At 64.0% G+C, this 24,980-nt stretch carries 26 protein-coding genes; 16 read left to right on the top strand and 10 right to left on the bottom strand.

From position 1 onward, the window contains the following. Nucleotides 1-17: 17 nt before the first annotated feature. The 6 genes from MKI86_RS14500 to MKI86_RS14475 all read left to right on the top strand — a co-directional run bounded on the left by MKI86_RS14500 (nt 18) and on the right by MKI86_RS14475 (nt 5,375). Nucleotides 18-1,205 carry an ABC transporter substrate-binding protein gene (locus MKI86_RS14500; protein WP_241601631.1) on the top strand — a complete coding sequence of 396 codons (1,188 nt, stop codon included), beginning with the start codon at nt 18-20 and terminating at the stop codon, nt 1,203-1,205. 92 nt (nt 1,206-1,297) lie between these two features. Continuing rightward, on the top strand, nt 1,298-2,167 hold the full coding sequence (locus MKI86_RS14495) for a branched-chain amino acid ABC transporter permease (RefSeq protein ID WP_241601630.1): 870 nt from the start codon (nt 1,298-1,300) through the stop codon (nt 2,165-2,167). Nucleotides 2,168-2,171: 4 nt separating this feature from the next. Then, the gene (locus MKI86_RS14490; RefSeq protein ID WP_241601629.1) at nt 2,172-3,143 is read left to right on the top strand and encodes a branched-chain amino acid ABC transporter permease; all 972 of its coding nucleotides are present in this window, start codon (nt 2,172-2,174) and stop codon (nt 3,141-3,143) included. Next, nucleotides 3,140-3,922 carry an ABC transporter ATP-binding protein gene (locus MKI86_RS14485; protein WP_241601628.1) on the top strand — a complete coding sequence of 261 codons (783 nt, stop codon included), beginning with the start codon at nt 3,140-3,142 and terminating at the stop codon, nt 3,920-3,922. The genes MKI86_RS14490 and MKI86_RS14485 overlap by 4 nt, the downstream gene beginning before the upstream one ends. A gap of 3 nt (nt 3,923-3,925) precedes the next feature. Continuing rightward, the gene (locus MKI86_RS14480; protein ID WP_241601627.1) at nt 3,926-4,648 is read left to right on the top strand and encodes an ABC transporter ATP-binding protein; all 723 of its coding nucleotides are present in this window, start codon (nt 3,926-3,928) and stop codon (nt 4,646-4,648) included. Nucleotide 4,649: 1 nt separating this feature from the next. Beyond that, nucleotides 4,650-5,375, top strand: a complete 726-nt coding sequence (locus MKI86_RS14475) for an aspartate/glutamate racemase family protein (protein WP_241601626.1) — start codon at nt 4,650-4,652, stop codon at nt 5,373-5,375. On the opposite strand, the gene MKI86_RS14470 is transcribed toward MKI86_RS14475, so the two are convergent. Genes MKI86_RS14470 through MKI86_RS14460 form a run of 3 tightly spaced genes read right to left on the bottom strand, consistent with a single transcriptional unit; the run spans nt 5,372 to nt 8,614 of the window. Then, on the bottom strand, nt 5,372-6,133 hold the full coding sequence (locus tag MKI86_RS14470) for an SDR family NAD(P)-dependent oxidoreductase (protein ID WP_241601625.1): 762 nt from the start codon (nt 6,131-6,133) through the stop codon (nt 5,372-5,374). The genes MKI86_RS14475 and MKI86_RS14470 overlap by 4 nt on opposite strands. Then, nucleotides 6,126-6,905 (bottom strand): SDR family NAD(P)-dependent oxidoreductase, encoded by a 780-nt coding sequence (locus tag MKI86_RS14465; protein WP_241601624.1) that lies wholly within the window; start codon nt 6,903-6,905, stop codon nt 6,126-6,128. Before MKI86_RS14465 ends, MKI86_RS14470 begins: the two co-directional genes overlap by 8 nt. Then, entirely contained in the window at nt 6,902-8,614 is a 1,713-nt protein-coding gene (locus tag MKI86_RS14460) for an FAD-dependent oxidoreductase (RefSeq protein WP_241601623.1), read from the bottom strand. The genes MKI86_RS14465 and MKI86_RS14460 overlap by 4 nt, the downstream gene beginning before the upstream one ends. A gap of 117 nt (nt 8,615-8,731) precedes the next feature. On the opposite strand from MKI86_RS14460, the gene MKI86_RS14455 reads away from it, so the two are divergent. The 3 genes from MKI86_RS14455 (at nt 8,732) to pobA (ending at nt 11,475) form a co-directional block, all read left to right on the top strand. Continuing rightward, on the top strand, nt 8,732-9,631 hold the full coding sequence (locus MKI86_RS14455) for a helix-turn-helix domain-containing protein (protein ID WP_241601622.1): 900 nt from the start codon (nt 8,732-8,734) through the stop codon (nt 9,629-9,631). 91 nt (nt 9,632-9,722) lie between these two features. Then, nucleotides 9,723-10,289, top strand: coding sequence for an NIPSNAP family protein (locus MKI86_RS14450; protein ID WP_241601621.1), 567 nt, complete (start codon nt 9,723-9,725; stop codon nt 10,287-10,289). Between the two features lie 19 nt (nt 10,290-10,308). Next, on the top strand, nt 10,309-11,475 hold the full coding sequence (gene pobA, locus MKI86_RS14445) for a 4-hydroxybenzoate 3-monooxygenase (RefSeq protein WP_241601620.1): 1,167 nt from the start codon (nt 10,309-10,311) through the stop codon (nt 11,473-11,475). On the opposite strand, the gene MKI86_RS14440 is transcribed toward pobA, so the two are convergent. Then, entirely contained in the window at nt 11,476-12,237 is a 762-nt protein-coding gene (locus tag MKI86_RS14440) for an IclR family transcriptional regulator domain-containing protein (protein WP_241601619.1), read from the bottom strand. It lies immediately after the preceding gene. Between the two features lie 136 nt (nt 12,238-12,373). Between MKI86_RS14440 and MKI86_RS14435 the strand changes: the two genes are divergently transcribed. The 4 genes from MKI86_RS14435 (at nt 12,374) to MKI86_RS14420 (ending at nt 15,924) form a co-directional block, all read left to right on the top strand. Continuing rightward, nucleotides 12,374-13,081: a 3-oxoacid CoA-transferase subunit A gene (locus MKI86_RS14435; RefSeq protein WP_241601618.1), complete on the top strand. Its 708-nt coding sequence runs from the start codon at nt 12,374-12,376 to the stop codon at nt 13,079-13,081. Then, nucleotides 13,078-13,767 carry a CoA transferase subunit B gene (locus MKI86_RS14430; protein WP_241601617.1) on the top strand — a complete coding sequence of 230 codons (690 nt, stop codon included), beginning with the start codon at nt 13,078-13,080 and terminating at the stop codon, nt 13,765-13,767. Before MKI86_RS14435 ends, MKI86_RS14430 begins: the two co-directional genes overlap by 4 nt. A 13-nt stretch (nt 13,768-13,780) precedes the next feature. Further along, nucleotides 13,781-14,986, top strand: coding sequence for a 3-oxoadipyl-CoA thiolase (gene pcaF / locus MKI86_RS14425; protein ID WP_241601616.1), 1,206 nt, complete (start codon nt 13,781-13,783; stop codon nt 14,984-14,986). 143 nt (nt 14,987-15,129) lie between these two features. Further along, on the top strand, nt 15,130-15,924 hold the full coding sequence (locus MKI86_RS14420) for an IclR family transcriptional regulator (RefSeq protein WP_241601615.1): 795 nt from the start codon (nt 15,130-15,132) through the stop codon (nt 15,922-15,924). A gap of 62 nt (nt 15,925-15,986) precedes the next feature. On the opposite strand, the gene MKI86_RS14415 is transcribed toward MKI86_RS14420, so the two are convergent. The 6 genes from MKI86_RS14415 to pcaQ all read right to left on the bottom strand — a co-directional run bounded on the left by MKI86_RS14415 (nt 15,987) and on the right by pcaQ (nt 22,935). After that, nucleotides 15,987-16,598 (bottom strand): NIPSNAP family protein, encoded by a 612-nt coding sequence (locus MKI86_RS14415; protein ID WP_241601614.1) that lies wholly within the window; start codon nt 16,596-16,598, stop codon nt 15,987-15,989. Beyond that, nucleotides 16,585-18,333 carry an FAD-binding protein gene (locus tag MKI86_RS14410; protein ID WP_241601613.1) on the bottom strand — a complete coding sequence of 583 codons (1,749 nt, stop codon included), beginning with the start codon at nt 18,331-18,333 and terminating at the stop codon, nt 16,585-16,587. Before MKI86_RS14410 ends, MKI86_RS14415 begins: the two co-directional genes overlap by 14 nt. Beyond that, complete coding sequence (locus MKI86_RS14405) at nt 18,311-20,125, bottom strand: FAD-dependent oxidoreductase (protein ID WP_241601612.1); 1,815 nt, start codon at nt 20,123-20,125, stop codon at nt 18,311-18,313. The genes MKI86_RS14410 and MKI86_RS14405 overlap by 23 nt, the downstream gene beginning before the upstream one ends. 163 nt (nt 20,126-20,288) lie before the next feature. Further along, entirely contained in the window at nt 20,289-21,101 is an 813-nt protein-coding gene (locus MKI86_RS14400) for a sugar phosphate isomerase/epimerase family protein (protein WP_241601611.1), read from the bottom strand. 7 nt (nt 21,102-21,108) lie between these two features. After that, a complete protein-coding gene (locus MKI86_RS14395; RefSeq protein ID WP_241601610.1) occupies nt 21,109-21,900 on the bottom strand; it encodes a shikimate dehydrogenase family protein in 792 nt (263 codons plus the stop codon). Nucleotides 21,901-21,996: 96 nt separating this feature from the next. Beyond that, on the bottom strand, nt 21,997-22,935 hold the full coding sequence (gene pcaQ / locus MKI86_RS14390; protein WP_241601609.1) for a pca operon transcription factor PcaQ: 939 nt from the start codon (nt 22,933-22,935) through the stop codon (nt 21,997-21,999). Between the two features lie 87 nt (nt 22,936-23,022). On the opposite strand from pcaQ, the gene pcaD reads away from it, so the two are divergent. The 3 genes from pcaD to pcaH are packed head-to-tail and all read left to right on the top strand — an operon-like array spanning nt 23,023 to nt 24,979. Next, on the top strand, nt 23,023-23,826 hold the full coding sequence (pcaD, locus tag MKI86_RS14385; protein ID WP_241601608.1) for a 3-oxoadipate enol-lactonase: 804 nt from the start codon (nt 23,023-23,025) through the stop codon (nt 23,824-23,826). Further along, nucleotides 23,823-24,242 (top strand): 4-carboxymuconolactone decarboxylase, encoded by a 420-nt coding sequence (pcaC, locus tag MKI86_RS14380; RefSeq protein WP_241601607.1) that lies wholly within the window; start codon nt 23,823-23,825, stop codon nt 24,240-24,242. Before pcaD ends, pcaC begins: the two co-directional genes overlap by 4 nt. Next, nucleotides 24,239-24,979 carry a protocatechuate 3,4-dioxygenase subunit beta gene (gene pcaH / locus MKI86_RS14375; protein WP_241601606.1) on the top strand — a complete coding sequence of 247 codons (741 nt, stop codon included), beginning with the start codon at nt 24,239-24,241 and terminating at the stop codon, nt 24,977-24,979. The genes pcaC and pcaH overlap by 4 nt, the downstream gene beginning before the upstream one ends. Nucleotide 24,980 lies beyond the last annotated feature (1 nt).

The raw sequence follows: 24,980 nt of genomic DNA, 5'->3' as shown, positions 1-24,980 counted from the left end.
CCCAGAGGAAGAACATCATGCACAAGCGTACATTCCTGAAATTCTCCGCCCTCGCCGCAGCGACCGTCCTGTCGATGCCGCTGATGGCCCACGCCGAAAACGCCACCCTGAAGATCGGCTTCGTCGGCGTCACCTCCGGCCCGGCCGCGGCCTGGGGCATTTCCAACCAGCGCTCCATGGAAACGCGCGCAGCCTGGCTGAACGAACTTGGCGGCGTGAAGATCGGCGACAAGACCTACAATATCCAGATCGTGCCCTTCGATGACCAGAAGGACCCAAAGCGCGCCATCGCCGGCATGGAAAAGATGGCCCAGGACGGTGTGCACTATGTCGTCGGCCCGAACGTCGATGACGGCGCGGCCGCCGTTCGCCCGGTCGCCGAGCAGAACGGCATCATGTATTTCCCCTACGCTTTCCCCAAGGAGCTCTTCACCGCGCCGGCATCCAACGCGATCCTCGGCATGGTCGCAAACTATCAGTCTGGCCCGGCCATCTACAAATATCTCAAGGAAAACAAGGGCGTGAAGAAGGTGGCCTTCGTCGCGGCCAACGAGTCCGACCCGCTCAGCCAGCGTGAATCCGGCATCGCGGCCGCGCAGGCGCTGGACCTCGAAGTGGTGTCCGGCAACGTGACGTATCAGGTGGACACCACAGACTTCACGCCGGTGCTGCTGCCCGTCATCCAGGCCTCGCCCGACCTGCTCGTTCTCTCGGGCGTTTCGCCCGCCAACGCTCCGCAGCTCATCCGCTCGGCCCGCGAGCTTGGCTATACCGGTTTCATTTCCACGGAAACGGGGCAGGATGCGACGGTTCTGCAGGAAGGTGCCGGCGAACTTGCCGAGGGCTTCATCTCGGTCGGCGGCGCATCCACACCGGAACTCGCCAGCGATACGATGAAGGAGTTCGTCGAACGCTACACCAAGATGTTCGGCGAATACAACGACGAGTCCAACACCAAGGTCTATGCGCTCGAATACATCATCGAAACGCTGAAGGCGAACCCTGCGGCAATCGACAATGTCGAGGAATACAAGAAGACCATTGACACGTTCGAAGCCGCCAACCCCTTCATGAAGGGGGATGCCAAGCTGAAATATGTCGGCATGACCTCTTTCGGCCAGAAGCGTCAGGTCTCCGTTCCGCTCGTCGTCAACGAGTATAAGGGCGGCAAGTTCGAAACGCTGTTCGTCGGCCAGGTCGACTGACCAGAGCCCAGGCATTTGCTGAACGGGGCCCGGAACGCACGCGCAGTCCGGCCGGGTCCCACCTTGCCTGAACCTTCCATTGGAGGCTCACGATGGAACAGATAATCGCCAACGGTCTCTATCTCGGGGCGCAATATGCGTTGATCGCCCTCGGACTGACCCTGATCTTCTCGCTGATGAACGTGCTGAACTTCGCCCACGGGCAGATGTACGTCTTCGGCGGCTTCGTTACGTATACGGTCGTGGTCCAGCTCGGTCTGCCCTTCGTCGTCGGCCTCTTCGCTTCAGCCCTCGTGCTGGCGATCATGGGTGCCGCCATCGAGAAGTTCCTTTTCGCGCCGGTCATACGACGCTCCAAGCGCGATGAGTCGACCATGCTGCTCGCGGCCGGCATCGCCTTTTTCCTCGATGCCGTCATTCTGCTCGCCTTTGGAGAAAAACAGCGCGGCGTGCCGAAGATCGTGAACGGCGTGTTCAACTGGGACATGCGCATCATCATGCCCTACGACCGCATCCTGATCGGCGTCCTCGCCATCCTGCTCATCGTCGTCTTCATCGGCTTCATGAACTATTCGCGAACCGGCCGCGCCATGCGCGCCCTGGCACAGGACAAGATGGCCGCCCAGCTCATGGGCGTGAATGTCGCGCGCTATTCCATGATCGGCTTTGCGCTCGGCGCCATGCTCGCCGGTCTCGTCGGCGGCCTGCTCGTCACCATTACCGGCGTCAATCTCGGCATGGGCGGCCCCACTTCGGTCAAGGCCTTCCTGATGATCATGATCGGCGGCGCCGGCGTGATCTCGGGCGCGATCGCCGGCGGCTTCATCCTCGGCATGATGGAAAGCGTGGGCCTGACCGTGCTCTCGGCCTACGGCGACATCACCTATCTCGTCATTTTCGCCACGCTGATGGTGTTCCTGGCCGTCCGCCCGCAGGGGCTGATGGGCAAGCCGTGGGGTTAAGATCATGAACGCGAAAAAACTCCTTGGCTTTGCCGCCTTCCTTCTCGCCGTCTTCGTGTTGGTGCCGCTCATCATCAAGGCGACCGGACGGTCGGATTTCTACTACACGCTTACATCCGTGGCCCTTCTCTCCGTCGGCGCGGCCGGTGTCTGGCTGACCTTCTATATCGGCCGCATCAACATCGGCCAGGGTGCCTATGCGCTGGTGGGCGGCTACGTCTCGACCATCCTCGTCACGCAGGCCGGCGTCCCCTTCTGGCTGACCTTGCCGCTCGCGGGCCTGTTCTGCGCGGTGATCTCGGTCCTGATCGGCCTGCCGATCCTGCGTCTGCGCGGCGTCTACTTCGCCATGGTGACGCTCGTGCTCACCGAAGTCGCGCGCCTCACTGCCCTGGCGCTGCCGATTACCAATGGCGCAAAGGGCATCACCTCCATCCCGTTACCGGGTGAGCTCTCGCTCTTCGGCATCACCCTCATCCCGGCCTTCGGCTCGCTCGCCAATCCGCGTTTCGGCTTCTACGTCATGGCCGTCGTGCTGATGGCCATCACCTATCTTGTCCTCTGGCGCATCGTGAACTCCAGGCTCGGCCACCTCTGCCGCAGCCTCCAGCAGAACGAGGAGCTCTCGGCGTCGATCGGGGTCAACACGCCCTATCTGCGGGTGCTCGCCTATGCGATCTCGTCGTTCTTCGGCGGCATCGCGGGCGCCATGTTCGCCTCCATCGCCCAGTCGATCTACCCGTCCTCCTTCGTGGTCGCAGACAGCGTGAACTTCATGCTCTACTGCTTCCTCGGCGGCCTCGGTTACGTCTTCGGCCCGATGCTCGGCACGCTGCTGCTCTATTTCGGCTGGGACCTGTTGTCGATTGCCCGTGAGTACCAGCTTCTCATCTACTCCGGCATCATGATCCTGCTGATGCTTGTCCTGCCGAACGGTGTCCTCAGCCTTCTCGACAAGAAGGAGGGCCGCGCATGAGCCCGATCCTGCAAATTCGCAACATCACCAAACGCTACGGCGGCCTGACAGCGGTCAACGACGTTTCCTTCGACGTCAGCAAGGGCGAAATCCTCTCGGTGATCGGTCCGAACGGCGCCGGCAAGTCGACGCTCTTCAAGCTGATTTCCTCCTTCGTGCCGGCGACATCCGGCGAGGTCATCTTCAACGGCGAGCGCATATCGAGCCTTGCCCCGCACAAGGTGGCCCGCATGGGCGTCGTGCGAACCTTCCAGGAAACGACGATCTTTCGCTCCATGACGGTGCGCGAAAACATCATCGTCTCCCATCACCTGCGCTCGAAAGCGAGCCTTCTCGGCTTCTTCCTCGGCACGAAGCAGGCGAAGGAGGACGAGCAAGCCTTCGCTGCCTCGGCCGACGATATCGTTGATTTCCTCGGCCTTCAGGCCATCCGCAACGAACTCGCCTCCAACCTGCCGCAGGGACATCTGCGCGCACTCGGCATGGCAATCGGCCTTGCCACCGATCCGAAGGTCATTCTGCTGGATGAGCCCTTTGCCGGCATGAACCATGACGAGACCATGAAGATGGTCGCGCTCGTGCGGCGTCTGCGCGACGAGCGCGGCGTCACCGTGCTCCTGGTCGAGCATGACATGCCTGCGGTCATGAAGATCAGCGACCGGATCGTGTGCATCAATTTCGGCCAGAAGATCGCCGAAGGCACGCCCCAGGAAATCCGTGAGAACGAGCAGGTCATCGAGGCCTATCTCGGCTCCGAAGATGCGGCGATCGGGATGTAAGCCATGACGAACATATTGAGCGTTGAGAACATCGAACTCTATTACGACCACATCTATGCGCTGAAAGGCGTGTCCATCGATGTGGCGGAAGGCGAAACCGTCGCGCTGATCGGCGCGAACGGTGCGGGAAAGTCCTCGATCCTGCGGGCGATCACGGGGCTTCGGCCACTCAAGTCCGGGCGGATCCTCTATCAGGGCGAGCGGCTCGACGGCACATCGGCATCGGATATCGTCCGCAGGGGCATTTCCATGGTGCCGGAAGGGCGCCGCGCCTTTCCGTTGATGTCGGTGAAGGACAATCTCCTGATGGGGGCGTTTACACGCACCGATAAAGCCGAAATCGAACAGACGCTGGAAAGCGTGCTGACGCGGTTTCCGCGGCTGCGCGAGCGTTATCACCAGCAGGCCAGCACCATGTCCGGCGGCGAACAGCAGATGATGGTGATCGGCCGCGCTCTGATGGCACGCCCGAAGCTGCTGCTTCTGGATGAACCATCGCTCGGCATTGCCCCGAAGCTCGTGCAGGACATCGCACGCGCCATTGTCGCGATCAGCCGCGACGAGAAGGTCTCCATCCTTCTCGTTGAGCAGAACAGCCGCATGGCTCTGTCCATCTCCAACCGCGCCTATGCGCTTTCCACCGGGTCTATCGCGCTGTCGGGTAATTCCAAGGAACTGATGAACGACGACCGCATCAAGGCTGCCTACCTCGGAGGCGAACTCTGACATGAAAATCCTCGTCATCAATCCTAACACAACCGCCTCGATGACGGCGCATATCGGGAAGGCGGCGCGTGCCGCCGCCTCTCCCAGCACGCAGGTGACCGCAATCAATCCCGTCCATGGCCCTGTTTCGATCGAGGGCTATTTCGATGAGGCGATGAGCCTTGCCGGCCTGCTCGACGCAATCCGCCGTAACCCGGATTGCGATGCCGTCGTTATCGCCTGTTTCGACGATACGGGCCTTGATGCCGCCCGCTGCCTGACCGACAAGCCGGTGATCGGCATCGGCGAGGCCGCCTATCACTTCGCTTCGATGATCTCGAACAAGTTCACCGTCGTGACCACGCTGGCCCGCTCGGTGCCGGCGCTGGAACACAATCTTGCCCGCTACGGGCTCGATGCGCGCTGCGCCCGCGTGCGTTCCTCGGAAGTCGCCGTGCTGGAACTGGAACAGCCTGGCTCCAACGCCCGCCAGAAGATCAGTGCCGAGATCGGTCTTGCCATCGGCGAGGACCGCGCCGAAGCCATCGTGCTCGGCTGCGCGGGCATGGCGAGCCTTGCTGCGGATCTCGCCGCCGAACACGGGCTACCCGTTCTCGACGGCGTGTCCTGCGCAGTGAAGCTGGCCGAAGCGATGGCCGGCCTCAACATCCGCACCTCCCGCCTCGGCGGTTATGCTCCACCGCCGCCTGCCAAACTTGCGGGTGTTTTCCCCGCCGTGGCCGGCTAGGCGTCATCCCGCCACGCATCCCCGAAATCACCGAAGGCGGTCCATCCGCCATCGACCGGCAGGACGGCACCGGTAATGCCGGACGCTGCGGGCGACGCGAGAAAGGCCACGGCGGACGCCACTTCCTGCGCGGCGATCAATCGGCCGATCGGCGTGCGACGGCGCAACGTCGGCAGGTCGATGCGCCCCGCATCGGCGAGTTTGTGGACAAGCGCCGTTTCCACGAAGGCCGGTGCAACCGCATTGACCCGCACGCCCCTGCCCGCCCATTCGCAGGCCATGGCGCGCGTCATGGCAACGATGCCGGCCTTGGCGGCGCCGTAGGCGTTGCGTTTCGGCAATCCCGTCAGTCCCGCAATCGAGGATAGGTTGACGATGGCGCCCGATTGGCGCGCAACCATGCCTCGGCCAACCTCGCGCGACATCAGGAAGGTGCCAGCAAGATGCACGTCGAGCACCTTGCGGAAGGCATCGATCCCCTGTTCCAGCGTAGGTAGGTGGCTGTCGCCGATGCCGGCATTGTTGACCAGAACGTCGAAGGGCGCCGCGGACGCCGCCGCGATCGCCTGCGCCTCATCGGTGATGTCGCAGGCGAGACCGCGATGGCCTTCGCCAAGCTCCAAAGCCCGCGCTGAAGCCTTCTCGCCATCGAGATCGGCGATGGTGACGCGATAGCCGGCATTCGCCAGGGCCTGCACGATGGCAAGCCCGATCCCGTCGGCACCGCCGGTGACGAGTGCGTGTTTTACGTCACGCATAGCCAGGTCTCGGCACCAGACCCATGAGGGTTTGCGACAGACCGCCATCGACCACGATGTCCTGCCCGGACACATAGGACGCGCGAGGCGAGGCGAGGAACAGCGCAACGTCCGCCATGTCCTTCGGCTCGGCGATCCGCCCAAGAGGCACCATAGCCTCCCGCTTCGCCTTTACCTCTGCATCGCGATAGAACGGCTCGGAAAGGGGCGTGCGCACGAGGCCGGGGCTGACCGTGTTGGAGCGGATCCCCTTCGGACCCCATTCATAGGCAAGCTGGCGCGACAGCATCAGGATCGCCGCCTTGGAGGCCGAATAGGCGCCGCTTGACGGCTGGGGATGCGTGCCGGCGATGCTCGCCACATGGACGAGAGTACCGCTGCCGCGCTTAATCATACCCCTGCCGAAAGCTTGCGCGGCCGCGAGATAGCCATTGAGATTGACCGAGAGCATGGCCGACCAGTCGGCCTCGCTCACGCTTTCGAGCGGTCCTGGCCGCAGGATGCCGGCATTGTTGACGAGAATGTCGGCCCCGCCTTGCGCCTCCACCGCCGTTGCAGCGGCGGTGATCTCATCGCTCTTGGAGAGGTCGCAGGACAGCACGAAGGCACCGTTGCCGAGTTCGTCCGCCAGCGCCCGGGTACGCTCTTCCGTGCGATCGAGCAGGACGACACGCACACCCTCTGCGGCAAAGGCCCGCGCCAAGGCCTGGCCGATCCCGCCTCCCGCGCCCGTGATGACGACAGTCTTTCCATCCAGTCCAAGCCAGCTCATGCGGCTTCCTCCCTCTTCTTCGCATCGGGCGCGATGCCCGCAAGATAGCGGCCGGTGATCCAGCCAAAGGTCATGGCCGGACCGAGCGTGATGCCCGCTCCAGGATAGTTGCCGCCCATGATCGACGCCCGATCGTTGCCGACGGCGAAAAGGCCGGGGATGACGCCGCCCGAACGATCCAACACTTCGCCGGGCACGGTGGTCTTCAGGCCGTCAAAGGTGCCGAGATCGCCCATCTCCAGCTTCACCGCATAGAACGGTCCCTGTTCGACGGGCGCCACGCAGGGGTTCGGCTTGTTTTCGGGATCTGCAAGATAGCGGTTGAACGACGTCTCGCCGCGATGGAACGCCTCATCGCGCCCCACTCTTGCGCCGCGGTTGAAGTCGGCCACCGTTGCTTCGAGTGCGGCGGGTTCGATGCCGCAGGCCCGCGCGAGCTCCGCCAGCGTTCCGCCTTTCTTGAGATAGCCGCTGCGCAGCCACAGAGAGAGCGGCATCGGCGCGGGCTTGGCATGGCCGAGACCGTATTTGCGGATGGTGCGGTGATCGCAGATCAACCACGCCGCGCCCTCACCGGAAGTGATCATCGCCGCACCCACGTCGTGGTAGCTCTCGCTCTCGTTCGTGAAGCGCTTGCCGTTGGAGAGCACGGCGATCATGCCCGGCTTGTAACGGTCGAGCAGATGCGGAAAAACACCCTGTCCGGGTACCCTGCTTATCGGCATCCAGGCCGCCGGCTGTGGAAATTCCGCATCGAAGGCGCCACCCGCCGCCTCGCCAAGGCGAATACCGTCACCGGTATTGCCCTCCGGCACCGGAGAATAATGCCCCGCCTTGCCGGACTTGAGATGGGCATAGACATCAGCCCGCCGGGCAAGATCCTGCGCGTAGCCGCCGCAGGCCAGCACCACACCTTGCCGCGCGGTGATGGTGCCGGGCTCGGCGCCACCGACCTCAGCCCCCCTCACGCGGGCGCCTTCCTTGACGAGACGCAGCGCCGGCGTTTCCGTCAGGATCGGAATCCCAAGATCAAAGCAGCTCTTCGCCAGCCGGGCGGCGAGCGCGTTTCCGCTCGTCACCTGCACGCCGCGTCCATAGCGCGCCACCTCGCCCGCATGGGCCGCAAGTCGCTTCAGAACATAGGCGAACGACGTCAGCGATTTCGTGGCATTGAAGAAGTGCTTGATGTCCGCATTGGACGAATTGAACATCATGCCCATGAAGGTGATGGTCGAGAGCGGTGGACGCAGGCGTTTCAGGTTGTCACCGAGCGAACTCGTGTCGAAGGGTTCGGCAAGCACCGAGCGGCCGACATCGGCGCCGCCATCCACCGTCGGGTGGTAATCGGGATAGAGCGTCGGCACGAACTTGACGTCCGTCTGCGTCTCGAACCAGTCGAGCATCTTGGGGCCGGCATCGAGGAAGGCATCGACGGCCCTTTCATCGAACCAGTTTCCCGTCTCCGCCTTCATGTAGCGGCGTGCCGCCTCGCGCGTATCGGCAGGATTGTTGGCCTTGCCATGGCGATTGCCGGGTATCCAGAGAACGCCGCCGGAGAAAGCAGTGGTTCCGCCGAACACCGGTTCCTTCTCGATGACGATGACGGAAAGACCGTGTTTCTTCGCGACGATGGCCGTGGCGAGACCGCCAGCACCCGACCCTATGACCAGCACGTCGCAGACGCGCTCTTTCTCCTCAAGCCGCTCCATCGGATCCTCCCTGTCATGAATGGCAGGACATCTTGCTAAGCCGCGGGCCAAGCCGAACCAATGGACGCACCCGTGGAATTATTGCACAATTCGATTGTGAGAAACCGGGGAGAAGAAATGGCGAACGGGGCCGGGCGCAGCATTCCGCATTACTATCTCTATGGCGATCAAGGCGCAGACGTCGAACTCGACTTCCTCCATGTCGAGCCGATCCGCGACCGCAGCGGCCCGAACGATTGGAGAATTCGTCCGCATTCCCATCCCGATCACATGCAGGTTCTGCTGGTGAAAAGCGGGGGCGGCTCCATCCGCATGGAAGAACAGGTCCTGGAGATCCCCGCCCCGGGCATCCTCGTCGTGCCCGCCGGGATCGTGCACCAGATCGACTTCAACCCCGGCACCGACGGCTTTGTCGTTACCGCCGCGCTCGGCTGCCTCAAGGCCGCCTCGGCCTCCGATGCACGCCTGGCGCAGGCATCGGAACGACCGGCGGTCTATCCGCTGGAAGGGACCGGCGTCTCCATCCCAGCCGTCATGGAGACCTTCGAGTGGATGCACCGTGAGTTCATCTGGTCGGCGCCCGGGCGGCGCACGGCGATCATGGCGCAGTTCATGCGCGTCCTCGTCGTCGTGCTCAGGCTGAATGTGTCGCATGACGATCCTGGTATTGCCGCGCCTGACCGCGACTACGATCTTCTCGTTCGTTACCGTGCCCTGCTTGAGGATCATTTCCGCAATGAACGTTCGCTGGCCTTCTATGCCGGCGATCTCGCCGTCACCCAGGCGCGCCTGAACGCAGCCTGCAAGGCCAGGGCCGGCAAGACGGCCTCAGACCTCCTCTATGAGCGCATTGTCATCGAGGCGAAACGCTACCTCGTCTATACGGAAAGCAGCGTGGCGCAGGTGGCCCATCTCACGGGCTTCGACGATCCCGCCTATTTCAACCGCTTCTTCACCCAGCGCGTCGGCGTCTCGCCCGGAGCCTTCCGAAAACAGGCGCTGCATCACGATAGCTGACGGCCCACCGGGTATCGTCCAATCTTTCCGACGCTCCGTCCATTTCCCAAATCGGTCCCTATGGTCAGTTTGCGCACCATGGGAGACCGACATGATCCATGAGTGGCGAAGCTACCGCCTGAAGCCCGGCGCGGCCGGCGATTACCTTGCGCTGCTCGCCGACGAGGGGCTGCCGCTGGTTACGCGGCACCTGCCCCTTGCCGGCTACTGGCTTGGCGAAACCGGTCCGCTCAACACAATCCACCACCTCTGGTCCTATGCCGACTGGGCCGAGCGCGAGGCCTGCCGCGCTTCGCTCGCCACCGCGGCGGCCTGGGTTGAAGGCTTCATTCCCAAGGCCTTCGCGCTGGTGGAGGAGCAGGAAAACCGCTTCCTTCAAACGGTCGCATCCTCCGCTGCCTTCGAGGCAATCGTTGCGGACAGGCGAAAGCCGCATCCGGGACGGGCGGCGGGCAAGCCGCTCTTTGCGCCGACCTGCGCCGCGCTCGTGTCCGGCGAGCCGATCGACGGCGCGGTTGCGACATGGACGGTGCTTTCCGGCCGGGCGGCGGGCACCCTCTCGCTTCTGCCTCGCAGCCCCGATCCCGTTCCGTCCATCCCTCTGGCGGGGGGCAGCAGCCATATCGTGCTGCGCCCGCTTGCCTTTTCACCGCTGTAATCTCGGGAGCGAACGCACCATGCGTCATCAGGTCGTCATCATCGGCGGCGGGCCTTCGGGCTTGCTGCTGTCACTTCTTCTGCGCCGCAAGGGTGTGGATGCCGTCGTATTGGAACAGCGCGCGCGCGCCTATGTGCTCGCGCGCATCCGGGCCGGTGTGCTGGAACAGGGGCTTTGCGACATGCTGCGCGAGGCGGGTGTCGGCAAGCGGCTTGATGCCGAGGGCTTCGTGCATGACGGCACGCTGCTTGCCGCACATGGCAAGCAGGTCCATATCGATTTCAAGGCCCTGACCGGCAGCTCGGTGACGATCTATGGCCAGACGGAAGTGACGCGCGACCTCTATGAGGAACTGGAGCGCACCGAAGCGCCGATCTACCACGAGGCCGAAGGCGTCGAGATTCACGGGGCCGATGGTGGCGCGCCCTATGTGACCTTCACCCATGGTGGAACGAGCCATCGCATCGACTGCGATTACATCGCCGGCTGCGACGGCTTCCACGGCGTCAGCCGCAGGACCATCCCCGAAACGACACGCCGCGAATATGAGCACGTCTACCCGTTCGGCTGGCTTGGCATTCTCTCGGAAACGAAACCGCTTCAACACGAGCTGGTCTATGCCGGCTCGGATCGTGGCTTCGCGCTGTGCTCCATGCGCAATGCCCGTCTCAGCCGCCACTATCTGCAGGTACCCTTGACCGACAAGACGGAGGACTGGGGCGACGAGGCCTTCTGGACGGAACTGCGCCGTCGACTGCCCGCAGAACTGGCGGACACCTTGGAAACCGGACCCTCGATCGAGAAATCCATCGCGCCGCTCAGAAGCTTCATTTACGAGCCCATGAGCTGGGGACGGCTGTATCTGGCAGGCGATGCGGCTCATATCGTGCCACCGACGGGCGCAAAAGGCCTGAACCTTGCCGCCTCCGATGTCTATTACCTTTCGCGAGCGCTGATCGCCCACTATGCCGGCGACGATGGCCACCTGACGTCCTACTCCGCCACGGCACTCGCCCGCGTCTGGAAGGCCTCGCGGTTCTCCTGGTCCATGACGCGCATGCTGCACACCTTCCCGGACGAAGGGGAATTCCTTCGCCGCATGCAGGGGGCGGAAATCGAATATCTCGCGGGTTCGACGGCCGCGCAGACGGCGCTCGCCGAAAACTATGTCGGCCTGCCCTACTGATCAGGCCAGCATCGATGCAAGCTCGACCTGCCTCTTCAACAGCGCCGGCAGATAGCGTTCGACAATGGCCGCCATCGGTTCCGCGGTGGCGGCAAGGCCTACATTGAGCGCAGCGATGGTTTTGCCGCGCGACGTGCGCAACGGCACGGCGATGGAGCGCAGCCCCGTCTCCACCTCCTGATCGATGGTTGCGAAGCCGAGCCGGCGTACATCCGCCAAGGCCGCCATAAGCGCGGGCAACTCCGTCACCGTGCGCTCGGTCCGGGCCACGCGCGGGGAGGCCTCGAGCAGCGCCAGCGCCTCTTCTTCCGCACGCGCGGCCAGCAACACGCGGCCCATCGACGTGCAATAGGCCGGCAGTCTGGAACCGGGCATCAGCGCGATGGACATCACGCGCTGCTGGGCGGCGCGGGCCACATAGACGATTTCCCACTCGTCGAGGATCGATACCGACGTGCTCTGCCCGATCTCTTCCGACAGAAGGTCGAGCGTCGGCTGGACGATGCGCGGCAGCGGCATGGTGGCAAGACAGCCGGTGCCCAGCCGGAGGATGCGCGGGGTGACGGTGAAGAACTTGCCGTCATAGGCGGCATAGCCGAGTTCGGAAAGCGTCAGCAGACAGCGGCGCGTCGTCGCGCGGTCGAGCCCGGCGATGTCGGCCGCCTCGGCAATGGAAAGACGCGGACGCTCGGCGCTGAAGGCCTCGATCACCTTCAGCCCCTTGGCGAGCCCGCCCATCATGTCCCGTTCTTTCACCGTCATTAGGCGCCCCATTTTGTGCGATATTCGAACAAAAGTTATATAACGCACAAATTGGTTGTCGTCGAACGCTTTTGCGCCTTTAGTCCCAACCGAAAACGGCGGCTCATAGATCAGCCGTCGCATGGAGGTTTGAAACATGGACAAGACAATCGCGAGTGCGGCCGAGGCCGTCGCCGGGATCGGCGATGGCGCGACGGTCATGATCGGCGGCTTCGGCGGCTCGGGCGCGCCCATCGAGCTGATCCACGCCCTGATCGACAAGGGCCCGAAGGGGCTGACCGTCATCAACAACAATGCCGGCAACGGCCGCATCGGCATCGCCGCGATGATTGATGCCGGGCTGGTGAAGAAGATGATCTGCTCCTTCCCGCGCTCGTCTGACCCCCGCGCCTTCACGGAAGCCTATCTCGCCGGCAAGGTGGAGTTGGAACTCGTGCCGCAGGGCACGCTCGCCGAGCGCATCCGCGCCGGCGGCGCGGGCATTCCCGCCTTCTACACACCGACGGGCTACGGCACGGAACTTGCCGAGGGCAAGGTCATCGCCGAATTCGATGGCCGCGCCTATGTGCAGGAGCGCTGGCTCAAGGCCGATTTCGCCATCGTGAAGGCGCATGTCGGCGATATCCACGGCAACCTCACCTACAACAAGGCTGCGCGCAACTTTAATCCGCTGATGTGCATGGCCGCGGCCAAGACCATCGCGCAGGTCTCCAAGATCCTGCCGCTCGGCGGCATCGACCCCGAGCATGTCGTGACACCGGGTATTTTCGTCGATGGCGTCGTCGAGATCGCCAATCCGCAACAGGAAGAAGTCCTCATCCGGTCGGGAGCCGTTTACGCATGACCGTCGAAACCACAGAAGACCTCAAGCTTTCCAACGCCCAGATCGCCTGGCGCGCCGCGCAGGACATCCAGGACGGTGCTTATGTCAATCTCGGCATCGGCTTCCCGGAAATGGTCGCGCGCTACCAGCCGCCCGGTCGGCAGGCCATCTTCCATACGGAAAACGGCATTCTTGATTTCGGCGAACCGCCGGCCGAGGGCGAAGAGGACTGGGACCTGATCAACGCCGGCAAGAAGGCCGTGACGCTGAAGCCCGGCGCCTCCTTTTTCCACCACGCCGACAGCTTCGCCATGGTGCGCGGCGGCCATCTGGATGTCGCCATTCTCGGCGCCTATCAGGTGGCCCAGAACGGTGATCTCGCAAACTGGCGCGTCGGTTCCAAGGGCGTTCCTGCCGTCGGCGGCGCGATGGACCTTGTGCATGGCGCAAAGCAGGTCTTCGTCATCACCGAACACGTCACCAAGGACGGCAAACCCAAGCTGGTGGAAGCCTGCACCTTCCCGTTGACCGGCGTCGGCTGCATCACGCGCGTATACACCAGCCTTGCCGTGATCGACATCGTGGACGGCCGCTTTGTGCTGCGGGAAAAGTTGTCGGGCCTCTCCTTCGAGGATCTCCAGGCAAAGACCGGCGCAAAGCTGCACACCGATGGCCCCGTCGCCGATCTCGTCGCCCCGGAACTGTGAGGACACCAAAACCATGACCGAAGTCTTCATCTGCGATTATATCCGCACGCCCATCGGCCGTTTCGGCGGTGCCCTGTCCTCCGTGCGCGCCGACGATCTTGGCGCCCTCCCGCTCAAGGCCCTGCAGGAGCGCAACACGTCCGTCGACTGGGAGGCTGTCGACGACGTGGTGTTCGGCTGCGCCAACCAGGCGGGCGAAGACAACCGCAACGTCGCCCGCATGTCGCTGCTTCTGGCGGGACTGCCGGTCTCCATTACCGGCACGACCGTCAACCGCCTGTGCGGCTCGGGCATGGATGCCGTCATCATCGCCGCGCGCGCCATCAAGGCCGGCGAAGCCGAGCTTATGATTGCCGGCGGCGTGGAAAGCATGAGCCGCGCACCCTTCGTTATGCCCAAGGCCGACGCGGCCTTTTCGCGCAAGGCGGAGATACACGACACCACCATCGGCTGGCGCTTCGTCAACCCGGTCATGAAGGCGCTCTATGGCCTCGATTCCATGCCGGAGACCGGCGACAACGTCGCCATCGACTATAAGGTCTCGCGCGAGGATCAGGATGCCTTTGCCGTCCGCAGCCAGGAGAAGGCCGCCGCTGCACAGGCCAATGGCCGTCTCGCCAGGGAAATCGTGCCCGTCAGCATCCCCCAGAAGAAGGGCGATCCGCTGACCGTGGCACAGGACGAGCATCCGCGTGCCACCAGCCTGGAAGCGCTTGCCAAGCTCAAACCGGTAAACCGCATGGATGGCGCGACCGTCACCGCAGGCAACGCCTCCGGCGTCAATGACGGCGCAGCGGCGCTCATCGTCGCCTCGGCAGCGGCGGCGAAGAAATATGGTTTCACTCCGATTGCCCGCATCGTCGGGGGCGCGACGGCGGGTGTTCCCCCGCGCATCATGGGTATCGGCCCGGCACCGGCCTCGCAGAAGCTGCTGAACCGCATCAACTGGACGGCCGGCGATCTCGACGTCATTGAACTCAACGAAGCCTTTGCCTCCCAAGGCCTTGCAACGCTCCGCCAGCTCGGGATCGCCGATGACGATCCGCGCGCGAACCCGAACGGTGGAGCGATCGCGCTGGGGCATCCGCTCGGCATGTCCGGCGCACGCATCGCCGGTACCGCAGCCCTCGAACTCTCGATCACCGGCAAGTCGAAGGCATTGGCAACGATGTGCATCGGTGTCGGCCAGGGTATCGCAATCGCTCTCGAGAGAGTCTGAGCCGTCGTTTCCAACAGCGTTTTATCGATAGCCGCACGCGGTTTCCGCGGGCGGCCTTTCCGTGTTGGCGTTCCCTCGCTGAAAGGCCTTGACTGCACGACGCGCAGGGTCAAAATGGAATAACAATCCATATTGGAACGAGTATGAGCACGCTTGAAAAATCCTTGAATATCATCGAGCTGCTGGCTGCCAAGCCGGGCGGCCTATCCGTCTCCTCCATCGCGGGTCAGGTCAACCAGCCTGCAAGCGGGGTGCACCGCACGCTCAATGAGCTGATACGGCTCGGCTATGTCCGCCAGGTGCAGGACCAGGGCGATTATGCGCTCACCATGAAGCTTGCGGCCCTCGGCGTGGGCTTCCTGGGTCGGACCGGTGTCGGCGACGTCGCGCAGCCTATTCTCGACCGGCTTGCCCAGGCCAGCGGCGAACTCATTCGTCTTTCCGTGATCGACGGCGACGACCTCATCTGGGTGGCCGTGGCGCAGGGTGCGACGGGCGGCCTGCGTTATGACCCGGGCCAGGAACAGGGCGTGGTGGTACACCTCGCCTCCAGCGCCGGCGGGCAGGCATGGCTATCGGCGATGAGCGACGAGGAAGCGCTGGAGCGGGTCTCGCGGCAGGGGCTGATCGATTCCTCCAAACCCACCGGACCGGGCGCGCCGAAAACGATCGCCGAGCTGCTGACCGTGCTGGCCGAAACCCGCAAGCGCGGCTACGCCGTGTCGATCGACAGCTATATTGTCGGCATGGCGGCCATGGCAGTGCCGGTCTTCGGCGGCGACCGGGTGATCAGCTGCCTGTCGATTGCCGGCCCTGCCGTGCGCATGACACCGGATCGCATGAAGGAGCTTGCGCCGGATCTGGAACAGGCAGCGCGGGAAATCGGCATGTCCGCCACCGGCTCGCGCTATTTCCCCGGGCTGCACAAGCAAGCCTGACGCCTGCAACGAACAACGCCCCTCTCCTGCCGAAAGGGGCGCTTTTCGCTGGAATCAAATCCTCATTTCAGCGGCGAGTTTGCCGTCGGGAAAGCGATGGTGGACTGCATGTCCCTCGTCAGCCAGTCCGGTCCACCCTTTGGCGGCCACACACCCTGCGTAACGGAATCCGCACGCACCTGCCCGCGCTCGTTGACCGAGCTGAAGGGCCAGATATGCGTCATGCGCGGCTTACCATCGATGCCGTACATGCAGATCGTCAGTTTCGACAGTTCGGTGCGTGCCGGAACGGCTGCCTCCCATGCCCGGATCGTCGGCTCCAAGCCGCCGGTTTTCAGGACATAGGTGCGGAACTCGTAGGCCGGCCCGAAGCTGCCGGTCTCAACCGGCGGGAGGAATGGGAAGGGTGCATATCCCTCCAGCTCCAGCCCCGTCAGCCACTCGGCAGAACCGAAGGGGTTCGATGCCCTGAGCGTGCGCTCGCGCTCCGCATCATAATCCGCCGTGGTGTCGAAGCCGCGCAGGACGAGCACACGATTGAGCACGCCGATATCGGCATAGAAGATGCCAAGCAGCCTGCCGTTGCCTTCACCGGCAAAGGCTTCGATGGCGGGTGCAGCCTTCGCCGCAGCGCCCATCGTGGTCGAGAGTGTCGCGATTTCATAGCGTTGCATGTTGTTTCCTTTCATCCGTCGTTGCGCCGGCGCTGTCGGCCAGCTTGCCGGCAGCGTGCTTTGCTACACGCCAGCCGAAAACCAGGGCGGGGCCGAGCGTCGTGCCCGGGCCGGGATAGGTGCCGCGGAAGATCGAAGCGAGATCGTTGCCGCAGGCATAGAGGCCGCTGATCGACTCGCCGTCTTCATCGAGCACCCGGCCGAATTCGTCGCCCGAAAGGCCCGCACTTGAGGCAAGGTCGGCGGGACGTACCGCCATGGCGTAATAGGGCCCCGCGCCAACCGCACCGAGGCAGGGGTTCTTGCTGCCCGACGCCGCATCGCCATTGAAGCGGTTCACGACGCTTGATCCGCGCCCGAATTCATCATCGACGCCTGATGCGGCAGCGCGGTTGTAGCTTTCAACCGTGGCGGCCAGCGCTGCAGGATCACACTGGATCTTGCTGGCCAGTTCCGTGAGCGTGCTCGCCTCGATGACGTAACCGGCCTTCACCATCGCCCTGAGGTTCCTGGCGCCGGGCAGGATCATGCCCATGCCATAGCGGCGCATGAATGCGGCGTCGCAGACGAGATGCGCCGGAATGGCACCCGTGGCGATCTGGCCCATGGCGAAGTCATGGTAGGAATTCGCCTCGTTGACGAACCGCCGGCCCCGCACATCAACGGCGAACAATCCGGGCTTGGCGCGATCGAGAATGATGTGCGGCCAGACAGCAAGCGTTCCATCAGGCCGACGGTAGGACGAGCAGGGCATCCACAGGGCGGGGCTGTCGCCGCCATCCTCGAAGCGTGCGCCGATGGCCTTCGCCACATCGGCACCGTCGCCGGTATTCGTGACCGGCCCGAGCGCATAGTCGCGCGTTCCCTGCGGAAACAGCCTCTCGCGGATCGCCTTGTTCCAGCACACGCCACCCGTGGCCAGCACCACCCCCTTGCGCGCGCGAATGCGGCGAAGGCCTGCAGGTCCCTCCAAAACGGCGCCGACGACGCGCCCGTTCTCGACGATCAGTTCCTTCATGCCGCTCTCGAACAGGATCGGAACCTTCGCCTTGCGCAGGCTGTAGAGCAACCGGGCAACCAGCGCGTTACCCATGAGGAGCCGCGTGCCGCGCCTGTAGCGCAGCCGGTCGAGCATGTAGCCGCCAACGATGGCGATGGCGCTGCGGAGATTGGCGATCGATGCGAAGGGCGCGAGCAGGGCGCCAACCTCGGCGCGTCCTACCATCATGCCCCCCAGCCCCATGAATTCGCCGCGCGGCGGACGCACCCGTTCGAAATCCTCCCGGCTGAGCAGACGCCCGTCAAAATTGATCGGGCCAAGCGCCCGGCCGCCATAGGCGGCACCGGGACCGTCGAGATAATCGGGGTGAGCCGCAGCGGCGGCAAACTTCACATCGGTCTTGCGGTCGAGTTCCTCGATGGCAGCGCGGCCGGACGTGAGGAAGGCCTCGCGCAGCCGCGCACCGCCACGGTTTGCGACGACGGACTCCAGAAAGGCCCGGGCGTCCTCCACCCTGTCGGGCACCCCGGCCAGCTCCGAAAGATGCGTGCCGGGCACCCATGTCGTGCCGCCGGATGTCGAGGTTGTGCCACCCACCTGCGCGGTCTTCTCCGCAAGGACCACATCAAGCCCTTCCAGCTGCGCGACGAGAGCCGCCGTCATCCCACCTGCCCCGGCGCCGCAGACGAGGAGATCGACCTCCTCAAGATCATCAGGATTGCGATCGGACGGCATCTTGCTCTCCTTCATGTCTTTCGCCGTGCACCGCATCGCCCGCGGCGATGGTCTCGGCAGCCAGGAATCCGAATGTCATGGCCGGCCCAAGGGTGATGCCACCGCTCGGATAATAACCGCCCATGACGCTGTTCATGTCGTTGCCGACCGCATAGAGCCCGGGCACCGGGCGCTGTGCTCCATCCAGCACGCGCGCCTTCGCATCGGTCTCGATACCGGCGAAGGTGCCGAGGCTGCCGGGCACGACCTTCACGGCGTAGAACGGCGCTTTGACGATGGGCGCGAGGCAGGGGTTCGGCCGATGATCGGGATCGCCCTGGGCCCGCTGATATGGCGTCGTGCCGCGATGAAATTCCGGATCTTCGCCGCGCGCCGCGTTGCGGTTGAACGCATCGACCGTTGCGGCAAGCCCGGCAGGGTCGATCCCGCAACGTTTCGCGAGATCCACGATGGTTGGCGCCTCTATGAGATAGCCGTTGCGCAGCCATCGGCCGAAGGGGACTGGAGCCGGCTTCACGGCGCCCAGGCCGTAGCGGCGAAGAAAATGGCGGTCGCAGATCAGCCAAGAGACGGCCGGCGTTTGCGGCGCGGTCGCGGTGATCATCTCGCGCACATAGTCGTGATAGGGCCCGCCCTCATCGACGAACCGCCGGCCCGACGCCATAACGGCGATGATGCCGGGTTTGCCGCGCTCGACAAGATGCGGAAAGCGCCCAAGGCTACCATCGGGCCGCGGCACCAGCGAGACCGGCGCATAAGCAGCGGCGTCGACCATGCTGCGCGATACGTGACCACCCGCACTTTCCGCGAGCTGCAAACCATCGCCGCTATTGGTGACAGGTGCCGCTGAGTAATGCGGCGTACCGGCCTGCACATGCGGCAGAAGGGCCTGGAGGCGATCAGCATCGTTCGGAAAGCCGCCCGTCGCCAGAATGACACCGCGCCGGGCAACGACATGGACGGGGCCGTCAGCCGTTTTCAAAACGGCACCGTTTACACTGGGACCGTCACGAAGCAGGTCATGGGCCGCAGCATTGGGCCAAAGCCGAACGCGCCGGTCGGCGGCGGAACGCAGGAGACGGCCGACGAGTGCATTGCCGTTGACGAGCTGCATGGCGCGGCGATGAAAGAAGAGATCGCGCGCGTGCTTGAGCATGCGGCCGGTAACATAGGCGAAGGCCGGCAGAGAACGGGTCGCCGTCAGGAACATGCGCATGTCCACGCCCGAGCCAATGCCCATGCCGAGCAGCGTGGTCTCGGGAATGGGCTGACGCAGACGTCCGATGAGCCCGCCAAGTGCTCTTCCATCATAGGGCGCGGCGACGACGGAACGCCACCCCTTGGCGGCACCTGGCAGATTGCCATGGAAATCCGGCATGCCGCTGCCCGGGAGGAAGTGCACGGCCGTATTCTTCTCGAAGAAATCCAGCATGCGCGGCGCCGCCTCTAGATAGGCGTCGATCATGCCGGCATCGTATCGGTTGCCGAGAATATGGCGCAGGTAGGTCCGCGGTCCTTCCGGGTCCTCTCCTTTGCCCGCCGCAACCGCATGCGGCGCATTGGGCACCCAAAGCCAGCCGCCGGAGAAGGCAGAGGTTCCCCCGAAGGCCGCAGCCTTCTCGGCCACGATCACATCAAGGCCGTGATGCGCGGCAGCCACGGCAGCCGCAAGGCCGCCCGCACCGGAGCCGATCACCAGCACATCGCATTGCGCATGGCGTGGTGTCTCGGCACGAGGCCCGGCCTCATCGGCACGCCGGTGATCATCGGACCGCGCGTCCATTGCCTGCATTCTTGCCTCCTCAAAGGCGCAACGACCCGCCCGTCCTTTCGGGGCGGCGGCATCCTGACGTGTCTGGAAGGTGTCGCTGGCCGTCGTTCACGCGCCTCGGCGCTTCCGACGACCAGCTATACACAAAATGGAATTATATTCAAAATAATAATTTCATTCCATTTTAAAGCGCGGCGATAACTGCCTTTGCGGCGGCGAGCGCCTGCACAGCCCGCGCACGCGGTGAAAGGCTGGCATTGAAACCGACATTCGCAATCTCAATGCTGGCCGGCACCGTCTCAGGCAACGCCCGGACGAATGCCCGAAGATCGATGCCGCCTTGCCCCGGCAGCAGGCGACCGCCCCGCGCGATCTCTATGAGCCCGACGTCGCTCGGATCGTATTCGGCCGGTGCGTCACAGAGCTGGAAATAGTGAATCGTTTCCGGCGGGATGAGCGCGAGGTCTTCGATACGTCCGCCCGTGCGATCCCAATGCAGGGCATCGGCCAGCACGCCGCCATTCGCCTGACCGGCCGCCTTGACGATCGCCACGGCCTCCGCGGCATTGCGCACGCCGGTCCAGGGCATGAATTCAAGGTCGGCGGTCAGGCCGTAGGCCGCCGCAAGCTCGGCAAAGGCTGCGAAGGTCTGTGCAAGGCGCGCATGATCCGTATCGTCGCCCGCCACCAGAATGTTGGCAGCCCCTAGCGCGGCCGCGCAATCCAGGAAAGCCCTGAAGTCCGTGGCCTTCGTTTCCGGCTTCAGCCGTGCGATCTCGACATCACCGACCCGCATGCCGGTTTCGGCCAGCGCGGCGCGGGCCTCGGCAAGCACCGCCTTGTCCGTCATGATGGGGTAGGGCCTTTCCCCGCTCGCTGCGGCCGGCAAAAGGCGCAATCCGACGCTGGAATATCCGGTCTCGGCAGCGATGCGGATCGCCTCGGCAGGCGCCACATCTGGCAGGGTCAGAAAGGCAAGTGCGTACTGTCTGTCCATGGTGGGCTCACCTCGCGCTCAGGTAATCGACCATCAGGTCGCGGACTTCGACGAACATATCGACACCGGTAATCGCGCGGCAGCCGATCGACCGCGCGCGCTCGACCAGTGGCGAGACCGCTGGCTTGGTGATGACTTCGCCGATGAACATGTCCGGCGTCAGCTTGTCGCCGTAGAAGGGCAGCGGATCGCCCTCCTTCATGCCGGATGGCGTGGCGTTCACGACCACGTCGAAGCCGGTCGGATCGGCACTTCCGGCAAACACCTTCGCCATGCCGAGCGAGGAGAGACGCGCGATGAGCGCCTCACGTCTGACTTCGTCCGTTTCATGGATGGCAAGCTCGGAAACGCCTGCCAGCACCAGCGCATGCGCAATGGCGCTGCCCGCGCCGCCTGCGCCGGCAAGAACGGCGCGCTTGCCTTCCAACACGCAACCGGCCTTCTGCAGCGCCGAGACATGGCCGATACCGTCGAACATGTCGCCTTCCCAGCCCGCTTGCGTGCGCCGGAGCGTATTCACGACGCCGAGGAACGCGGCACGTTCCGACAGCCGGTCGGCCATGTGCACGGCGGCGATCTTGTGCGGCACGGTGACGATCACACCGTCGAGATTCTTCAGAGTTTTCAGCCCTGCCCAGAGCACATCGAGATCCTGCGGGGCGACATGGCCCGGAATGCACAGCGCGTTATGGCCGCGTGCCTGCAGCATCTCGCTGACGCCCGCCGGCGACTTCACCTGCGCGATCGGATCGCCGATCACGAAATGGAGGCGCGATGCGCCGTCGAGTTCCAGATTCATGATCCCTCCATAAAACTGAATGATATTCTATTATGGAATACACATCCACTATTATCAGGTCCAGAGGAAATCGCAGGCCTCGAAGCGCCGGGTGGGCTACACGCCTGCCGCCGCAATCTCCGCCGCGGCGGTTCGGATGGCCTGCATCAACAGGGAGAGCGGAAGCGACGGCGGCGTCTCTGCACGCATCGTCAAACCCACGGGGCCGCGCGTTTCCACGGTCTCCAGCGGCAAGGCGGCGAGCACGCCATCGGCGATATCGCCAGCCACCACGCCTTCCGAAATGATCCAGACCGCGTCACTCATGCGCAGATAGGCGCGGCCGAATGCATCGGAAACTGTCTCGATCTGCACGGGCGGCGCGGGCATGCCGTGCGCGATCATAAACTGCTCGACAATAGGACGGATGACGGAATTACGCGTCGGCATCAGCACCGGATAGGAACCGAGCCGATCGAAGGCGTTGGCACGCGCATCGAGGAGCGGATGGCCGGTGCGAACAACGAACAGCACCCGCTCCGAATAGAGATGCTCGAAGGAGAAGCCGGTCATCTTCTCCGGGGCAGCAAGACGGCCGACGACAAGATCGAGGTCGCCGACCCGCAATTGCTCGAGAAGAACGGCGTTCTCACCCGTCACGATCTTGACCGGACCAACGGTTCCCCCGGCAAGAAAGCGGTTCATCGCCTGCGGCATGATGCGCGCAGAGACCGTCGGCAGCGCGCCGATGCGCACGGGAGGGCCGGACAGGGCAGCCTCCTGCGAAACGGAATCCACGGCCTGCCGCAACGCCGTCAAGGTCGCGCCGGCATGACGCATGAAGATTTCGCCGTGGCGGGTGGTGCGGATGCCGCGCCCGTCGCGCTCGAAGAGCGCAACGCCCAGAATGCCCTCCAGCTCGCGGATCGTCTTCGTCACCGCCGGCTGGCTGACATGCAGAAGCTCCGCCGCACGGTTGACGCTCTTCTGACGGGCGACCTCCAGAAAGGCTTGCAGATGGCGAAACTTGATCCGGGCGTCGATTGGTGAAACCATAACTCTCAGGTTATATTTATAGCCGAAAATCTCATTTTACTTAACCGTTTTATAATTGCTAGACCTGAGATCAAGAGGAGCGCGACCATGAAGTTTCTGCACGTCGGCGATGCCGCGATCCACTACCGCACCGTGGGCATCGCGCAGGGCAAGCCCGTCATTGCCTTTGTCAACTCGCTTGGCACCGATTTCCGCATCTGGGATGCGGTCATGGATGCGTTGGGCGACGCCTATGGCTATGTGCTGCACGACAAGCGCGGCCATGGGCTTTCCGGCACCGGCACCCCACCCTATTCGATCGACCGCCATGCCGACGATCTCATTGCGCTTCTCGACCATTTGAAGATCGAAAAGACGATCGTCTGGGGCCTTTCCGTCGGCGGCCTCGTCGCGCAGGCGGTGCACGACAAGCGCCCCGGCCTTGTTGCAGCGCTGGTCCTGTCCAACACCGCCCACAAGATCGGCACGCCCGACATGTGGAACACGCGCATCGATACCATCCTGGCCAACGGCCTTGAGGGCATGATCGACCCGATCATGGAACGCTGGTTCACGCCGCCATTCCGCACAGCCGATAATGCGCTATATGCCGGCTGCCGCACCATGCTGGCACGTCAGCCGGTGGACGGCTATTGCGGAACCTGCGCGGCCATTCGGGATGCCGACTATACCGAGGCCGCAGGACGGATCGCCGTTCCCACTCTCTGCGTCGTGGGCGATCAGGACGGCTCCACGCCGCCCGAACTGGTGAGATCGCTTTCCGGCCTGATTGCCGACAGCGCCTTTGTCGAAATTCCCGGCTGCGGCCACATTCCTTGTGTCGAGCAGCCGGTCGCTTACAGCGCCGCCGTCCGCGCTTTCCTGACATCCCTGCCGGAGCATCGAGCATGACCGACACTACCCAGCCGTCCGAACGCTACACCAAGGGCATGGCCACCCGGCGTGCCGTGCTGGGGGATGCGCATGTGGACCGCGCGAGCGCCAATGCAACGCCCTTCGACCAGCCGTTCCAGACGCTGATAACCGAAGCCGCCTGGGGCACCGTCTGGTCAGGCAGCCAGTGGACTAAGCGTGAGCGCTCGATGGTGACTATCGCGCTTCTGGCTGCACTCGGGCAGGATGAGGAAGTTGCCATGCATGTGCGCGCCACCTCCAATACCGGCGCCACGGAGGAAGACATTCGCGAGGCGCTGATGCATGTCGCGATCTATGCCGGCGTGCCGGCGGCCAACCATGCCTTCAAGATCGCCAAGCAGGCGCTCGCCGGCATGCGCGCCGAAAACACCGAGAAGGAGGGAGTGAAATGAGCAATCAACCGCCGGAGACAGGGCCTTTCTTCGCACGGGACCGCGACATTCATCCGCCGGCCTACACGCCCTGGTACAAGACCTCCATCCTGCGTTCACCGCAGCGCGCGCTCATCTCTCTTGAGGGTACGAAGAGCGAAATCACCGGGCCGGTCTTCGGCCACGGCATGCTCAACCCGCTCGATAACGACCTTATCCTGAACTATGCGAAGCCGGGCGAAATGCCGATCGGCCCACGCATCCTCGTGCACGGCCGCGTGCTGGACGAGCGTGGTGCGGGTGTTCCGGGCGCCCTGGTCGAATTCTGGCAGGCCAATGCCGGCGGCCGCTACCGCCACAAGAAGGAAACCTATCTGGCAGCGGTCGACCCGAACTTCGGCGGCGTCGGGCGCACCATCACGGATGACAGCGGTTACTACTGGTTCAAGACGATCCAACCCGGCCCCTATCCCTGGCCGAACGGCGTCAACGACTGGCGCCCGGCGCATATCCACTTCTCGATCTTCGGCCACGGCTTCCAGCAGCGCCTGATCACCCAGATGTATTTCGAGGGCGACCCGCTGATCTGGCGTTGTCCCATCGTCAAGACGGTACCGGACGAGGATGCGATCCGCCGTCTCGTCGCCCCGCTCGACATGAACGCGACCATTCCCATGGACATGCGCGCCTACAAGTTCGACATCGTGCTGCGAGGCCGCCGCTCCACCTTCTTCGAGAACCGTCCGGAGGGCAACTGAC

The organism is Shinella sedimenti (genome assembly GCF_022601905.1).
Classification (GTDB): domain Bacteria; phylum Pseudomonadota; class Alphaproteobacteria; order Rhizobiales; family Rhizobiaceae; genus Shinella; species Shinella sedimenti.
The sequence above is the reverse complement of the archived record's forward strand: the minus strand, read 5'-3'. Positions and strand labels throughout refer to the sequence as shown.

Excerpts from the sequence above, each read along its gene's own strand:
- pcaC (WP_241601607.1), top strand. The coding sequence starts at position 23,823 with ATGACCGACACTACCCAGCCGTCCGAACGCTACACCAAGGGCATGGCC.
- MKI86_RS14485 (WP_241601628.1), top strand. The coding sequence starts at position 3,140 with ATGAGCCCGATCCTGCAAATTCGCAACATCACCAAACGCTACGGCGGC.
- pcaQ (WP_241601609.1), bottom strand. The coding sequence starts at position 22,935 with ATGGTTTCACCAATCGACGCCCGGATCAAGTTTCGCCATCTGCAAGCC.
- pcaH (WP_241601606.1), top strand. The coding sequence starts at position 24,239 with ATGAGCAATCAACCGCCGGAGACAGGGCCTTTCTTCGCACGGGACCGC.
- pobA (WP_241601620.1), top strand. The coding sequence starts at position 10,309 with ATGCGTCATCAGGTCGTCATCATCGGCGGCGGGCCTTCGGGCTTGCTG.
- MKI86_RS14400 (WP_241601611.1), bottom strand. The coding sequence starts at position 21,101 with ATGGACAGACAGTACGCACTTGCCTTTCTGACCCTGCCAGATGTGGCG.
- MKI86_RS14395 (WP_241601610.1), bottom strand. The coding sequence starts at position 21,900 with ATGAATCTGGAACTCGACGGCGCATCGCGCCTCCATTTCGTGATCGGC.
- MKI86_RS14500 (WP_241601631.1), top strand. The coding sequence starts at position 18 with ATGCACAAGCGTACATTCCTGAAATTCTCCGCCCTCGCCGCAGCGACC.
- MKI86_RS14490 (WP_241601629.1), top strand. The coding sequence starts at position 2,172 with ATGAACGCGAAAAAACTCCTTGGCTTTGCCGCCTTCCTTCTCGCCGTC.
- MKI86_RS14405 (WP_241601612.1), bottom strand. The coding sequence starts at position 20,125 with ATGCAGGCAATGGACGCGCGGTCCGATGATCACCGGCGTGCCGATGAG.
- MKI86_RS14420 (WP_241601615.1), top strand. The coding sequence starts at position 15,130 with ATGAGCACGCTTGAAAAATCCTTGAATATCATCGAGCTGCTGGCTGCC.
- MKI86_RS14460 (WP_241601623.1), bottom strand. The coding sequence starts at position 8,614 with ATGGAGCGGCTTGAGGAGAAAGAGCGCGTCTGCGACGTGCTGGTCATA.
- MKI86_RS14435 (WP_241601618.1), top strand. The coding sequence starts at position 12,374 with ATGGACAAGACAATCGCGAGTGCGGCCGAGGCCGTCGCCGGGATCGGC.
- MKI86_RS14465 (WP_241601624.1), bottom strand. The coding sequence starts at position 6,905 with ATGAGCTGGCTTGGACTGGATGGAAAGACTGTCGTCATCACGGGCGCG.
- MKI86_RS14430 (WP_241601617.1), top strand. The coding sequence starts at position 13,078 with ATGACCGTCGAAACCACAGAAGACCTCAAGCTTTCCAACGCCCAGATC.
- MKI86_RS14410 (WP_241601613.1), bottom strand. The coding sequence starts at position 18,333 with ATGCCGTCCGATCGCAATCCTGATGATCTTGAGGAGGTCGATCTCCTC.
- MKI86_RS14455 (WP_241601622.1), top strand. The coding sequence starts at position 8,732 with ATGGCGAACGGGGCCGGGCGCAGCATTCCGCATTACTATCTCTATGGC.
- MKI86_RS14415 (WP_241601614.1), bottom strand. The coding sequence starts at position 16,598 with ATGCAACGCTATGAAATCGCGACACTCTCGACCACGATGGGCGCTGCG.
- MKI86_RS14470 (WP_241601625.1), bottom strand. The coding sequence starts at position 6,133 with ATGCGTGACGTAAAACACGCACTCGTCACCGGCGGTGCCGACGGGATC.
- MKI86_RS14480 (WP_241601627.1), top strand. The coding sequence starts at position 3,926 with ATGACGAACATATTGAGCGTTGAGAACATCGAACTCTATTACGACCAC.
- MKI86_RS14440 (WP_241601619.1), bottom strand. The coding sequence starts at position 12,237 with ATGACGGTGAAAGAACGGGACATGATGGGCGGGCTCGCCAAGGGGCTG.
- pcaD (WP_241601608.1), top strand. The coding sequence starts at position 23,023 with ATGAAGTTTCTGCACGTCGGCGATGCCGCGATCCACTACCGCACCGTG.
- pcaF (WP_241601616.1), top strand. The coding sequence starts at position 13,781 with ATGACCGAAGTCTTCATCTGCGATTATATCCGCACGCCCATCGGCCGT.
- MKI86_RS14450 (WP_241601621.1), top strand. The coding sequence starts at position 9,723 with ATGATCCATGAGTGGCGAAGCTACCGCCTGAAGCCCGGCGCGGCCGGC.
- MKI86_RS14475 (WP_241601626.1), top strand. The coding sequence starts at position 4,650 with ATGAAAATCCTCGTCATCAATCCTAACACAACCGCCTCGATGACGGCG.
- MKI86_RS14495 (WP_241601630.1), top strand. The coding sequence starts at position 1,298 with ATGGAACAGATAATCGCCAACGGTCTCTATCTCGGGGCGCAATATGCG.